General features: G+C 53.0%; 9 protein-coding genes. 7 read left to right on the top strand and 2 right to left on the bottom strand.

The window, feature by feature from the left end:
* From JW885_01425 to JW885_01405, 5 genes are all read left to right on the top strand, one after another.
* Nucleotides 1-633 carry a methyl-accepting chemotaxis protein gene (locus tag JW885_01425; protein ID MBN1880807.1) on the top strand — a complete coding sequence of 211 codons (633 nt, stop codon included), beginning with the start codon at nt 1-3 and terminating at the stop codon, nt 631-633.
* Between the two features lie 3 nt (nt 634-636).
* Complete coding sequence (locus tag JW885_01420) at nt 637-1,398, top strand: sulfite exporter TauE/SafE family protein (protein ID MBN1880806.1); 762 nt, start codon at nt 637-639, stop codon at nt 1,396-1,398.
* A 118-nt stretch (nt 1,399-1,516) separates the two neighbouring features.
* The gene (locus tag JW885_01415; protein MBN1880805.1) at nt 1,517-5,053 is read left to right on the top strand and encodes a chemotaxis protein CheW; all 3,537 of its coding nucleotides are present in this window, start codon (nt 1,517-1,519) and stop codon (nt 5,051-5,053) included.
* A gap of 36 nt (nt 5,054-5,089) precedes the next feature.
* The gene (locus tag JW885_01410; protein ID MBN1880804.1) at nt 5,090-6,205 is read left to right on the top strand and encodes a chemotaxis response regulator protein-glutamate methylesterase; all 1,116 of its coding nucleotides are present in this window, start codon (nt 5,090-5,092) and stop codon (nt 6,203-6,205) included.
* 30 nt (nt 6,206-6,235) lie between these two features.
* Nucleotides 6,236-7,003 (top strand): ParA family protein, encoded by a 768-nt coding sequence (locus tag JW885_01405; GenBank protein MBN1880803.1) that lies wholly within the window; start codon nt 6,236-6,238, stop codon nt 7,001-7,003.
* Between the two features lie 166 nt (nt 7,004-7,169).
* Here JW885_01405 and JW885_01400 read toward each other — a convergent pair whose 3' ends face one another.
* Both JW885_01400 and JW885_01395 read right to left on the bottom strand, forming a co-directional pair.
* Nucleotides 7,170-9,053, bottom strand: coding sequence for a PAS domain-containing protein (locus tag JW885_01400; protein ID MBN1880802.1), 1,884 nt, complete (start codon nt 9,051-9,053; stop codon nt 7,170-7,172).
* Between the two features lie 283 nt (nt 9,054-9,336).
* Nucleotides 9,337-11,463, bottom strand: a complete 2,127-nt coding sequence (locus tag JW885_01395) for a PAS domain S-box protein (protein ID MBN1880801.1) — start codon at nt 11,461-11,463, stop codon at nt 9,337-9,339.
* A 726-nt stretch (nt 11,464-12,189) separates the two neighbouring features.
* Here JW885_01395 and JW885_01390 point away from each other — a divergent pair.
* Nucleotides 12,190-12,870 (top strand): TetR/AcrR family transcriptional regulator, encoded by a 681-nt coding sequence (locus tag JW885_01390; protein MBN1880800.1) that lies wholly within the window; start codon nt 12,190-12,192, stop codon nt 12,868-12,870.
* A gap of 83 nt (nt 12,871-12,953) precedes the next feature.
* Nucleotides 12,954-14,315 (top strand): MFS transporter, encoded by a 1,362-nt coding sequence (locus tag JW885_01385; protein ID MBN1880799.1) that lies wholly within the window; start codon nt 12,954-12,956, stop codon nt 14,313-14,315.
* Nucleotides 14,316-14,322: the final 7 nt, after the last annotated feature.

Raw genomic sequence — 14,322 nt, 5'->3', positions numbered from 1 at the left:
ATGGAGCCGGGGAAGAAAGAACGGATTACCATCGGCAGACGGATGATCATATATCTCATGATCATCGTTCTGACCGTACTCACCCTGGGCATCGAGTTCATGCGGGAGGTTGGCGATGAGAACCTGCGGGGAATGATATTGGATAATGCGGCTCTTCTGACTGCGGGAAGCATCACGGAAGCCGAGGCGATAGAGCCGTTGGTCCGCCTCAGGAACAAGGTTATGCTGCTTCTTGCCATACAGGTGCTTATTACAAGCGTGGTGCTGGTCATCTTTGTCAAGAAGATCACCCTGCCGTTGAGGCGTATGTTCCGGGTCGGCGACCGCATCTCCACGGGCGACTTGAAGGAGGCGATGCCGGTCTATACCAACGATGAAATCGGCAGGATGGGGGAATTCATTAACGATCTCATCAGCGATTTCGGCGAGGTGGTGGGCCATGTCCGGATTTTCGCCTCCTCCGGCTTGGATTCCCTGGACGATATACAGGCGTGCTTGATAGATCCGAACGGTACAGAGGCCCCGGCATATCGGGAGACGGAACATCTCAGGCGGAGCCTTGTGCAGTTACATGAAATGACGGAAGAGTTTACCCTGTTTTCCGTGGAGCCGGAAGGAAAATGGAATTTGTGATTCATGGAATCACTGGTCTTTCTCTCGTTTTTCGTAGGGATTGCCATCGCCACGGTGGTGACCATTACCGGGATCGGCGGCGGAGTATTATGGATGCCGTTTTTAATGCTGGTCCTGAGGCTTCCGCCGGACGTGGCGGTACCGACGGCCCTGGCGATACAGGTCGCGGGAATCGGCAGCGGTACGGTTCGGTACCTGTGGATAAAGAGGGTCGATGTGCCGCTGGCGCTTCTGTGCATCGGGACGGCCGTACCGATGGTGGTGCTGGGATCATTCGTCAGCCAGCGGCTCCCGTCACACATCCTCGAGGTGGCCCTGGGTCTTGTGACTATCGGTATCGCGCTGTTCTTCATTTCGGGAGACGATTGGTTCACGGACGAGCGCCGCACCACGGTGGAGATACGGGAAGCCGTGCGGTTCGGCATCGTTCCGTTGGTGTCTTCTTTTGTCAGCGGACTTCTTTCGGTGGGGGTGGGCGATTTCATCGTGCCGATAATGGTCAAGCGTTTCAAGCTCTCGATGGAAGTGGCGGTGGGGACCGCGGTTCTGGTGATGGCCGTCGTCGCCGTAATCGGCGTGGTCTCTCACTTGGCGTTCGGCGGCAGGTTCGATACCTCCGTGCTTCTGTGGAGCATACCGGGCGTAATAATCGGCGGTCAGATCGGGCCGAGGCTTGCCGGTCGAATAGATGACCGGATTTTGAGGGAAATTTTTATATTTCTGTTATTATTGATAGGCATTCACATTCTCTATAACGCGGTTTGACCTGAGAGAGCGGCCGGTTCGTAAGAGATGAAAAATATTATGTGCACGATCCGTTCATTTTTGTCGTTTCCAAAAACGGGCGGAGCATTGTTAACGGAAACGGATCGCAGGTGTCGTTATGTACGATGAAGAACTGTTGAAGGAATTCATCATAGAAAGCAACGAGCACTTATCCGAGCTGGAGGAAAACCTCAATCGGCTGGTGGACGACCCGAAGAACCAGGAATATCTCAACCAGCTTTTTCGGGCCGTTCACTCCATCAAGGGATCAGCCGATTATATCGGCCTGGAGAAAACCGGGGAATTCCTGCACAAGATGGAGAGCATACTCGAACGGCTCCGGCAGGGGTCTCTGACGGCCACCAAGGATATAATCGATGTTCTCTTTATGGGTATGGACACGGTCACGTCTCTCCTGCAGGATCTCTCCGAGAGTAAAGAGGAGCTCTCAAGTGTGGAATCCGCCTCCGTCGCCCTTGATCGTTTGCTTAATGGGGACGTCGAATTGCCGGAGAACGACACTCTGGATGAAGAGACATCGGACGAGGTGACCGAGGGAGTGTTTTCATCGAGAAAACCGGAAGACACGGCACCGACGAAGGCCGCAGAGGAACCTCCGGAAGAGCCGGAAGACACGATAGAGATGGATCTAGATCTGGATGAAGAGTTTCCCGATCTCGGTGAGAAATACGGCGATGTGGATGATACGGTACGCACCCGTTCGAAGGCCCATATCCCCCCAAGCGAGGACGTGTTCGACAACGAGATTTCCGAGGTCCTCGAGCAGCATATGGATGAGCTGGAAAACGCTCTCAAGGTGTTGGAAGAGAAAAAAACCACCGAAGAACTGGAGCGATTTCTGAAGCTTGTGGAGAGTTTTCGGTCGTCCATTGAGTATTTCGGGTACGACGAGCTTGATACGAGTCTCAGCAATATCAGTAAATCCATTATGTTGTTTCTTGAGGAGGGGGAGAGCCTCACCGATAACGAGGTGCTCAGTTTCTACAACAACCTTGACATTATCCGGGAATATGTCAACGAAACAGAGCCGGTCATTGGGAACACAACGGAGATCTCCGGCACCGACGGCAAAACACCGTTGTCCGCCGATGAGGCGATCAAGGAATTCACCATAATACCCGGGGTGGGCGCCGCAAAAGCCCGACAGATCTACGAAGCCGGTTATTTGACGTGGGATGCGCTGTCCAGGGCGAATGAGGAGGATCTCTCCAAAATTGAAGGGATCAGCGCGAATCTTGCCTCGGATATCATCGCCTTTTTCCAGGAAGAGCGGGAGGCCGCTTCCGCTCAGACACAGGCCCCATCCGTATCCACGGTACAGGGGGAGTCGGAAGGGCATATAGCGGCGATCAGAGGCGAGGTCAAAGAGGATCTCGCCGTGGGGTATGATGAGGAGCTGATAGATATTTTTCTCTCCGCTACGGTTGACCTCTTTTCCATTCTGGATGTGCGCCTTCAGGATATCGAGGACAAGGAGGCCGATGACGATTTAATACAGGAATTGCTGGAGATTGTGCTGAAGCTCAGACGTTCGGCGAATTACATGGAATATTTCTCCATCGTCGATCAACTCAACCAAATCGTCACCCTTCTGGAACGGTACCTGAAGGATCGCCACGGGATGAGCCCTGAATCCGTCACCACCCTGGTGCAGGAATTGTCAGGTCTGAAATCCGCGCTGAGACGCTCGAAGATTTTCACCGAGCCATCGGAAGAAGAAACGGCCGAGGTGATTGAACTGACCGATGAAGACCGGGAGCTCTTGCAGATATTCCTCTCCGCCGCCGAGCAATATATGGAGACCATCGATGTGTGCCTCACCAATATTCGGAACGGAAGTGATATCGAGGAATCGGTGGAAATATACAAGAAAGCGGTGGAGAGCCTCCGGTCGTCGGCGAAATTCATGGGATACGACTCCATCCTGAGTATTCTTGAGAAGGAGATGAAAATTCTCACCGAAGCGGGACATAATCCCGAATCGATCTCATCGTTGTCTGAGACTCTGGGCGGCTTCTATACCGAATTGGAAGATGAGATCGGCACGCTTTCCCGATCCGCGGGGAAGATCCCGGAGGCGGTCGAAATACCGTCGGTGCCGACCCGGGAGCCCCGGGAAAGGCCGAAGGCGGAGGATATACGGGCCGAAACGCCGGATATTTCCGTCATGGAGAAGCCGGGGGAGGCCGCGACGCCGGTCGCCTCCCGGAGAATCTCGGATGAGACGCCGCCGGGAGGTTCTGTCCCCCCGGGAGGGGGCGACGAAGAGCCGCCCGGAACGGAGATCCCCTATTCACGAAAGACCCTCAGGGTGGAGACCGAGCGGGTGGATAATATCATGAACCTGGTGGGCGAGCTGGTCGTCAACCGCGCAAGCTTTTCCCAGTTGGTAAACTTGTTCAGGGATATGTATCGGGAAATCCTGGAATTGAAGAAGCTCGACAAGCAGGAAATGATAAACCTCAGACAGCTCGCCCTTGAATTCGAGGAGTCCACAACGGAGCTGAGCCGCGTTTCCAATGAACTCCAGGAAGGCGTCATGCGTGTCAGGATGGTCAGTATAAACCAGTTGTTCGCCCGATTTCCCCGGATGGTGCGTGACCTGGCCAACAAGATGAACAAGGATGTGAACCTGATTATCACCGGTAAGGAAACGGAGCTGGACAAATCGGTCATAGAGGAAATCGGCGACCCCCTTACTCACATTATCAGAAATTCCATCGATCACGGTTTCGAATCCCCCGGGGAACGACGAAAAATGGGCAAGCCCGAGCAAGGGACATTGAATATCTCCGCGTATCATCAGGGCAATCAGGTGATCATCGAAGTATCCGATGACGGGAGAGGGATGGACTTCAGCAAGATCAAGTCGCGAATGGAGTCTTCGGGTGAGGTTACGGCCCTCGAGGCGGAACGCCTGACCGAGCGGGACATGATCAATTATCTGTTCAAGCCGGGTGTTTCCCTGGCCGAGAAGGTCAGCCATGTTTCCGGTCGGGGCGTCGGGCTTGATATCGTGAAACGAAATGTCGACAAGCTGAAGGGGAGCATCGACGTGATAACGGAGTTGGGGAAGGGAGCATCGTTTAATATCAAGCTGCCGCTGACCCTGGCGATTATCCAGGCCCTGATCGTTGAGATACAACAGCGGGTATTTTCCATTCCACTGTCATCGGTTATTGAAACGGTCCAGGTGCACATCGACGAGATTGATACCATCGAAGGGCATCAGGTCCTCAGGATACGAGACAAGGTATTGCCGCTTCTGCATCTTTCAGAGATATTTCGCATGAATACCGGATGGGAAAGTGAAGAGGATGCACAAAAGAAGGTATATGTGGTAATATTAAGCGCCGAGGGGAGGGAAGTGGGTCTCATAGTGGACAGGCTCCTGGGTGAAGAGGATATCGTTATCAAGTCCCTCGAGGAATATCTGACCGGAACCAGGGGAGTATCCGGCGCGTCGATTATGGGGGATGGATCGATATCTCTTATCATTGATGTGATAGAACTGGTAAACCTGGCGATCGCCAAGGAGCGGGAGCTCAGGAAAAAACAGGCGGAGCGGCGGTATCAGAAGCGATCTGTCAGGAAAAGAATCGAAACGGAAAACGACACTCCCCCGGTCTCATGATGGTGGGAACATGCGGAATACAAAGGAGAGGCTTCTTTGGCGGGTAGTAGAATAAAAACACTGATAGTCGATGATTCCCCTGTTATCAGACGGGCCGTCACGAATGTCCTCGAGGAAGAAGCGGACATCGAGGTGGTGGGAGTCGCCGTGAACGGCGAGGATGCGATACAGAAGTATCTCGACCTGAAGCCGGATGTGGTGACAATGGACGTCATCATGCCCCGCATGGACGGACTGTCCTCGCTGAAGATACTCGCCCGGGAGTATAAGGTCCCGGTTATTATGCTCAGCGGGGTGACGAACGAGGGAGCGAACATTACCTTTCGCGCCTTGGAGATGGGCGCAGTGGATTTTATTCCCAAGCCGAAGAAGGGATCCATGATCCTCAACTTCAAGTTCCTCAAGCAGGAGCTGACGACGAAGATACGGGCCGCATATCACGTGGACATGGATAAATACCTGGCGATCAGTCCGGACATCGCCGAAGAAAAGGCCAGAGGTGCGGGCAAAAGCATCAGGCCGATCAGGAAAAAGCCGGATGGATACACCAAGGAGGAGCTAGCCCGTCTGGCGGAGAATAAGATCGTGGTGATCGGCGCGTCCACGGGGGGACCGAAGGCCCTGGAATTCATCCTCGGAAAACTGCCGCCGACCTTTCCCGCAGGGATCATCGTCGCCCAGCACATGCCCAGATTCTTCACACGGTTTTTCGCGGAACGACTGGGCAGGGTGACGTTTCTGGAAGTCTCGGAGGCAAAAAACGGGGACGTCATCGAGAGCGGAAAGGTATTGGTGACTCCGGGTAATTACAATGTCAAGATTGTCAAGCCGTTTTTGGCCCCCCAGGTGGAGCTTGAGAAGGTGGATGAGGATGAAAAAAGCGCCACACCCTCCATCGACACCCTGTTTTATTCGGCGGCCGCCACATTTGGGGAGAACACGATCGGTATTATACTTACCGGAATGGGCAGGGACGGCTCCAAGGGCCTGAAGGCCATAAAAATGATGGGGGGAACAACCATCGCCCAGGACGAGAGCACCTCCCTGGTTTTCGGTATGCCGAAATCCGCCATAGAAAACGGTGTTGTGGATTCGGTGCTGTCCATAAACCAGATACCGGCGATGCTTCAAAACGTCACGAAAAAAGCCTGATGAATATTTTCAGATAAAAGGGGCTGTTTCATGAGTCATGTGATTACCATTGCCAGCCAGAAAGGCGGGGTGGGGAAGACAACGACGGCGGTTAACCTCGGTGCTTCCCTCGCTGTGTATGAGCGACGGACATTGGTCGTTGGTCTTGATCCCCAGTGCGGTCTCTGGCTTAGTTTTGGACGGAAGAGGGAGGATCTGCGGGGCGGTTTTTATGACGTGGTGTTGAACGGGATGAGTCCCCGAAAGATGATTCATGGAACGGAAATTGAGTACCTCAGCTTCGCCCCGTCGAATATCTGGAGCAACGAGGAAGAGACCGCATACTTCAATAGGATTAACGAGAACATCTTCATGGTGAGGGATATCATCGATGAGATTAAGGATGCGTATGATTTCGTGCTGATTGATTGCCCCCCGTCCCTGGGGGCGATTACCGTCGCCGGCATGGCGGCGGCTGATTATCTGATAGTACCGGTTCAGAGCGAATTTTACGCCCTGAAGACGATCGGACGTTTGATAAAGGCGGCCCGTGTGGTCGGGAAGAAATTCAATCCGAACCTGAAGCTCTTGGGCTTTCTTTTGACGATGGTGGATATGCGCACGTCTGCATCCCGGGAGGTGGCCGAGGATCTCCGAGTTGATCTCAAGAAAAAGGTCTTCGATGTATATATACCCAGAAACATCCGTCTGTCAGAGGTGCCCAAAATGGGAAAGCCTGCGATACTGTTTGATATCAGCAGTGCAGGCGTCAAATCGTACCTGGAGCTTGCCGAAGAGGTGATTCAGAAGGTGGAATGAGGATTGAATCTTTCAGGTGGGTCAAGAAGTGAGGGAGCACCCTTGCTGAAACAGGATGTAATATTATAAAAAAACGGGGCCGAAAACAGGCCCCGTTTTTTTATATGATATATAGATACGGGTGATCTACGCCGCGATGTGAGGATGATTCTACGAGGCGCTCCGGTCATTCCGTACCCGTATCCATAAGAATCGGCAGTGTGAATGTGGCGGTGGTCCCCTTCTTTTCCTTGCTTTCAACGGAGATGGTTCCGCCGTTGGCCTCGACGAGATTCTTTACGATCGTCAGTCCGATGCCCATTCCCCTGGAGCGGGTGGTAAACAGCGGATCGTAAATTTTCGCCAGGTTCCTGGCCGGTATCCCCCCACCGTTATCCGCAACAGAGATGGAGAGGTAGTCATGCAGTGCCTTCGCCTGTATGTTTACGGATATCTGCGTGTCCCCGCTGCCGGATTGATAGGCGTTCTGCAGCAGGTTATAGAGCACCTGCGCCACCTGGGTGGAGGAAGCGTGCGCCGAAGGAAGGCCCGAGGGGAACTTCGTCGTCACACGCACGTTTTTCGGCGGGGGTCTGCGTTTGAGAACGATTGCGACCAGGTCAGGGATCGGCACCACCTGCTTTTCCGAAGTCTTCGCCCGGGAGAAATAGAGGAGGTCCAGCATCACCCGTTCCGCCTTTCGTATCTCTTCGGATATCATGTCGAGATTCTTCACCGTCTCATCATCGGCACCTTCGAGTTTTTTTCTAAGGCTGGAAATTGATCTTGATATCCTGTCCAGGGGGTGTCTCAGCTCATATCCGACGCCGCTGGCCATCTGTCTCAGGACGGAAAGCTTCGTCTTTTTGACCATCTCTTCCGGCGCTTGATGCAGCTCCTTGGTCAATTGACTCAGCATCATTTCCAGGTGTTGTGAATACTCCTTGATCTTTCCGGCGGATCGTATCCTTTGTGAAATGTCTCTTTGTATATGTACCAGGGCGGCGGAGGTCTTCTTCCTCTCAACAATGGGCGTTAAGGTGATTTCAAAATGAGTATTGGTCTTGTCATCATATGATTCCAGGACCTTGCCGCGACTGTAGCGGACCACATCTTCATAGGGGAGGCTGAGCGGTTTACGGCCGGATGCCCTGAGAAGTGTGTCATAGCTTTTCCCGATGAGATTTTTCGGCTTTGCGTCGAAGTAGCGGGCGAATGCTTCATTTACCTTCAGGATTTTCAGTTTGTCGTCGATGATGCAGATGATATCATTCAGGGAATCGAAACCGGCCCGCCATTCATCCGACGCCTTCAGATGCATGACTTCCCGTTTTTTCATGTGAGTCACGTCCTTCTGGATGATGACGTGACCCGATATCTCCGTGTTGTCCTTGTAAATGGGCGATACCGAAAGCTCGAAGTGCGTGTCAATCCTTGGTTCATACCAGTCGATGACCTGCGGACTGATGGTCGCTTTGATCTCGTCCACCGGAAACGTGATATCCGTGCCGATGGACTGGAGCAAAAGATCATGATAATTTTCGCCCACCAGGTCCCGGGGAAGTTTTCCGAATGATGCGGCGAATGCGTTGTTTCCCTTGATGATGGTAAGACCGGTGTCCACGATGGATATCATGTCGCTGATGGAGTCGAAGGTGGTTCGCCATTCATCCGAGGCGCGTTTGAGAATCTCCTCGTGCTTGACATCACTCGAGATATCCTGTCTGACCTCGATAATGCCTTCAATCTCCCCGTCATCCGAGAGGACCGGATAGCCGCGAACCCGCCAGACGGTGTCGTCCGCCGAACGGATGTTTCCTTCCTGTGGTTTTTTCGTTTTGAGTACCCGCTGGAGGGGACAATCGTCACAGACGTCGAGATTTTTCATGAGGATATGGTAGCATCGATGGCCCACGATATCTGCGGCTTTCCCGCCGGTCAGCGCACCCGCGGCTGTATTCGCCCAGCGGATTTTCATTTCCGGATCGAGTGAGAGAATCACATCTGAAATACTGTTGAGAATCTGTTGTTCCTTGGGGTCCACGGGGAGAGTCATACTCCGCTCTTTCATCTTTTGTTCTTTCATCCCGGCGATCGCAGAACGGTCGTGTTTGATGCTTCGAAAAGCGAATGAGTCTATAAACTCGAGCTTCAACTTCACATAATATCATATTTGAGTGAAGCTGAGCATTTTTTTTCGACCTGATTTTTTCGGGAAATATGCGGCCGGGGTGTCGGGATTACGATAGTCACTTGTCTCGTGTGTTAGGAAGATCCGTCCAGGGACGAACCGACATGGATAGGCGGAGTTTTCGTGACCGGGGCCGCTCCATTTCTTCAAAGACGCGTATCGCCTACAACATCGAACGGATCATGCCGAGGAGGTTTTCTATAGAAAATGGTTTGCTGAGAAACTCGACCGTTCCGTGGTTTAACAGGTGTCGATAGCTTTCCTTTTCACTGTAGCCGCTGAAGAGAATAACCCGTGCCGAGGGATTGTTTTCAAGAATCTGTTCGAGCACCTCGTCTCCCCTGAGATCGGGCATGATGATATCCAGAATGACCAGATCGATATCATCGATGTGTTCCTTGTATAATCGCAGACCCTCGCACCCGGACTGGGTCGACAGTATCGAATAGCCTGCGTTACTCAGGACATGCGTAAGCATGGAAACGATACTGCTTTCATCATCCACGATCAGGATTGTTTCCGAACCGCCCCGGTCTGAAGGAGCCGGACCCTTGATGGACTGCTCCATCTGGTTTGTTGCGGGAAAGTAGATCTCAATCGTCGTGCCGATATCCGGCGTGCTTTCGGCGTGTATGTATCCGCCGTGATTTTTCACTATGCCGTATACAACACTCATCCCCAGGCCGGCTCCACCCTGTTTCTCCTTGGTCGTAAAATAGGGTTCGAACATCTTGGCCAGAACTTCCTCGCTCATCCCCTTGCCGGAGTCGCCGACCGCTATTCGAGCATATTCTCCCGGCCTGATGACAAAACCAGGCATCTGATTCGGCAGTTTTGTGGCGAACATCTCGGTTTTGATGGTGAGCGTCCCGCCGTCGGGCATGGCGTCACGGGCGTTGATGACCAGGTTCATCACAACCTGATGTATCTGGGATTCGTCTCCCCTGATGTTTTTCAGGTTGTCCTGGGTGTCCAGTGTACAGACAATTGACGAATCAAAGCCCTTGACAGTGAGCTCGCATACCTCATTGAGGATTCTGTTGAGGTTGAGCGGCTTGATCATGATGCTCCCCCTCCGCGAGTAGGCCAAAAGCTGGGATGTCAGTCCGGAGGCGCGGACGGCCGATTCTTCGATGACCGTAAGTCCCTTGTGATAATCGTCACCCGGAGAGGACTTGCTTCTCAGATATGAGGCGAATCCGAGGATGGACGCCAGGATGTTGTTGAAGTCATGGGCGATACCGCCGGCAAGGGTTCCGATGGCCTCCATTTTTTTCGCTTCAAGGAGCTGCTCTTCCAGGCGCTTTCGTTCGGTGACGTCCCTGGCGATGCCGGAAAAGCCGGTGGGCCGGCCCCTGCCGTCATGAAGCAGGGAAACAGAGACTTCAACGAATCGCCTCTCACCGTCCCTTCTGACAAGCTCCCAGTCAAAGGCCTTGACCGTTTGTCTGGTGCGGTATACCCGATTGAAGGTTTCAAACACCATTTTAGCCGTTCCTTCGCTCATGAAGGCACGATTATTCATCCCGATCATATCTTCCGGGGAGTAGCCGAGAATCTCGGACATGGAATCGTTGAAAAAGGTGAAATTACCGCCGAGGTCCACCTCATAATACCCTTCGTTGATATTTTTGAGGATAGATGAGTATTTTTCCTCACTCTGTCTCAGGGCCTCCCGTGTCTCCCGGTCATGGGTCGCGTCGCGCTGGATGCCCATATAGGCAATGACGGAGCCGGTATCGTCCGTAATGGGGGATACTTTGATATCAGAGATGAATTCCGAGCCGTCTTTCCTCTTGTTGTGCACGTTGCCGGACCATTCGTAACCGGACTCGATATTATCTGATATCTGGTTCTGAATGACGTCGAAGAGGGGCTCGGAGTTGAGGAAATCAGGATTTTTTCCTAAAAATTCTGATGCGGTGTAGCCGTACAGATTCTCCGACGCCTCGTTTACATAGATGATTCGCTGATGTGTGTCGGTTACGATAACTGAGTGATTAAACATTCCGGCGATATTTTTCAATAGGCCAAGCAGGGTATTGGTCGTCTTCTTATCGGATTCGTTCGGGGTGTCGTCACGGGAGGAGTCGTCGGTTATTTCCGTCCCCAGCAGCACAAGGGCCGTTGTGGGATCATCAGCATGGGAAAACGGGGCGGCGTGCCACACGATCGTTCGCCCGCCGTCGTCGTTCGCGGGTATGAATGTTCGTATTGTCCGTGCCGTGTTATCGGACAGAACAGTTTTCCATAACGCCCCGGATTCATCGGGGATCAGATCGGGATGCAAGATTTTTCCGACGGGGGAGGGGACTTTTGTGCTGAAAATTTCGATGCACAAATGATTTGCACGAACGAGGATTCCCTCGGTGTTCAAGACGCCGAAAATCAAACCCGTGTCATCGGCGAATTGTGACAGGGTCAAAAGCACATCGTTGTGTTTGTGTGTCTTGTTTGTCGGAGTCTTGGTTCGACCGTTTTTCATGGTATGATCGCGGCTACTTCAGTTGTCATTGAGAAAGATATCGAGGATGAGTTTATGGGGTGAAAGTGTTTCAGCACGGCCGTTATTGTTTTTCCGGGGCTGAGGAGTTGCGTGGTGTTTCGGGCTCCCCTTTTGAATTGAATTTTTAAAAGACTTGTTTTTGATTATAACATATATATATCATATAAATCATACAAAAAAACAATGAAAAAGGATCATATGTCGCCGTTTGGCGTCTCTTTCATTCCCGATAACAAAGGGACGGCATCGTCTGGGTGCGGGTTATGTGTATGGAGTCTTTTTGGGAAACGAAAGGCGCCGGAACACGAGGGGTTTATTGCGTGATGAGCGGGGGAGGGGCGCCGGCGGCGATTCGAGCCCGGTGTCGGGAGATGAGTCCCCGTTCATCCGCCGCATGTGATGGGAGACGACAGCGGCGGGAAAAATAGATGAATATGGTTCATTTATTTCTTGACATTCAGGCGGCGCTTTCATATAAAATAAGTGAATGCCGTTCATATAAGCCGTATTATGAAGATTCCACTGAGGGCGAGGAAGCAAAGAGACAAACAACGGCGTCGGCTCATGCTGCTGGACGCCGCCCGGGAGCTGTTCATGCGTCACGGCTATCACGGCACCACCATAGAGATGATTACGGAAAAGGCGGGCGTCGGCACCGGAACGTTTTATCTCTATTTTTCCGCGAAGAGCGAACTTTACAAGTCCTTCCAGGACGAGGGGATCGATATCCTGACGGGAATGCTTTCGGAAGCAATCGCCGATCGGACCCTTTCCGTCGGCGATAAAATATTCGCCGCCGCTCGTGCCTACCTGGATTTCTATCGCACGTATAAGGAATACTTCAATTTCATCGCCCTGATGGTCCTGGAGGGGCAGGACGAGCTGCGGGAGCAGGAAAGCGAGATTGGCCGGCTTATAGATGAAAAGACTCTGTCGATCCTGAAGCTCATCGAGAATATCTTCACCGAGGGGATAGAGAAGGGAGAGTGCCGCAAGGTCGATCCGTTTGCGGCGGGTATGGTCTTCTGGGCGATGATGGACGGGATGATCCTGATGCAGGAGCGGGATAACCTTCGGGTCGCCGGTATTGGCCTGGAGGAGATGATCCAAGCGGGGCTCTCAACCCTGTTCGATGGGGTGCTGGCGGGATCGTCTCGAGAGGCGGCCGCCGATATCTGCGTCGGCGAATAGGGAACGGCCCGCCCGAGTGTTCCTTGGGTGTATGTGAAAAGTTCTGCGAAGATAATTCTATTAACCTCTTTTACGGTGGTATCATGAAAGATCCGGATGGTGCACGGACCCTGACCGTCGGCGGGAAACTCGGTTATGGAGTCGGAGATTTTGCGTTCAATCTGGCCTACCAGACGACGGCGCTCTATTTACTCATCTTCTTCACCGATACGTTTCTCATAAACGCGGCGGCGGCGGGAACGATCATGTTGGTATCCAAGCTGTGGGACGCGATCAGCGATCCGATGATGGGCCATATAAGCGATCGGACGAGAAGCCGCTGGGGGAGCAAGCGCCCCTATCTGCTGTTCGGCGCCATCCCCCTGGGATTGGCGGTGTGTGCGCTGTTTTACGGGCCGGATATCGAAAGTCATGCCCTCCGGGTGGTCTATGCCCTGGTGGTGTTCGTGCTGTTCTGTACCATCATCACCATCAATAACGTTCCCTACAGCGCCCTGACCGCGAACTTGACACAGGATACTGACGAGCGATCGGTGTTGACCGGGTATCGGATGTCTTTCGCCATCTTCGGCGCGCTGATCGCCGCCGGAGCGACGCTTCCCCTGGTGGGCCTGTTTGGGGGAGAGGACAAGCTGATCGGCTTTCGCATGACAGGGATCCTGTACGGCGCCGTTGTGGCGGCGGTAATCCTCATCACATTCGCCAGCGTCAAAGAACGGGGAGGGCAAGAGACCACGGAACATATGACCGTAAAAGAGAGCCTGAAGGTGATCGGGGGCAACAAGCCGCTGATCATTCTCTTTTTCGGCACATCCATCAACCTGACGGCGGTGTTGACCACCGCGGCGGTGGTCAATTACTACTTCAAGTACAATCTCAACAACGAGTCCATGATCCCGGTGGCGTTTCTCTGCCTGTTCGTGACGGCAATTCTCTTTATGCCGTTTTCCGTCTATCTGACGAAGAAGATCGGTAAAAAAATCACCTATAACCTGGGGATGCTGAGCTTTGCCGGCGTGCTGGTGCTGTTATTCTTCTTCGGTGAAATAAACGTCTACCTGACGCTGTTCCTGTTCTTCCTGGGCGCCTTCGGTATGGCTACCAACTGGTTGTGTCCCTGGGCGATGGTGCCGGACACGGTGGAGTATTCCGAGTGGAAACAGGGCCTCCGCCGGGAGGGGGTTATCTACGGGGCGTTTTTCTTCGGCCAGAAGTATCCCGCGGCCCTGGCGATGTTCATCTCCGGTATTGTTCTCAATTTTGTGGGATATATCCCCAACATCGAGCAGACGGACCAATCGCTGATGGGCATCAGGGTGCTGTTGACCCTCATCCCCGCGGCGCTGCTCGTGATAGGGAGCATCTTCATTGCTCTGTTTCCCATAAATGCGGATATGCACAGGGACATGATCCGGGATATTGAAAACCGCACCGATAAAACATGAGAGAGTC

The sequence above is a fragment of the Candidatus Zymogenaceae bacterium genome, assembly GCA_016931225.1.
GTDB lineage: Bacteria > Desulfobacterota > Zymogenia > Zymogenales > Zymogenaceae > JAFGFE01.
This window is presented reverse-complemented; position numbering and strand designations above follow the sequence as displayed.

Bases quoted from the DNA above. Each gene is read 5' to 3' on its own strand.
- JW885_01425 (MBN1880807.1), top strand. From the start codon at position 1: ATGGAGCCGGGGAAGAAAGAACGGATTACCATCGGCAGACGGATGATC.
- JW885_01420 (MBN1880806.1), top strand. From the start codon at position 637: ATGGAATCACTGGTCTTTCTCTCGTTTTTCGTAGGGATTGCCATCGCC.
- JW885_01415 (MBN1880805.1), top strand. From the start codon at position 1,517: ATGTACGATGAAGAACTGTTGAAGGAATTCATCATAGAAAGCAACGAG.
- JW885_01405 (MBN1880803.1), top strand. From the start codon at position 6,236: ATGAGTCATGTGATTACCATTGCCAGCCAGAAAGGCGGGGTGGGGAAG.
- JW885_01400 (MBN1880802.1), bottom strand. From the start codon at position 9,053: ATGAAAGAGCGGAGTATGACTCTCCCCGTGGACCCCAAGGAACAACAG.
- JW885_01390 (MBN1880800.1), top strand. From the start codon at position 12,190: ATGAAGATTCCACTGAGGGCGAGGAAGCAAAGAGACAAACAACGGCGT.
- JW885_01385 (MBN1880799.1), top strand. From the start codon at position 12,954: ATGAAAGATCCGGATGGTGCACGGACCCTGACCGTCGGCGGGAAACTC.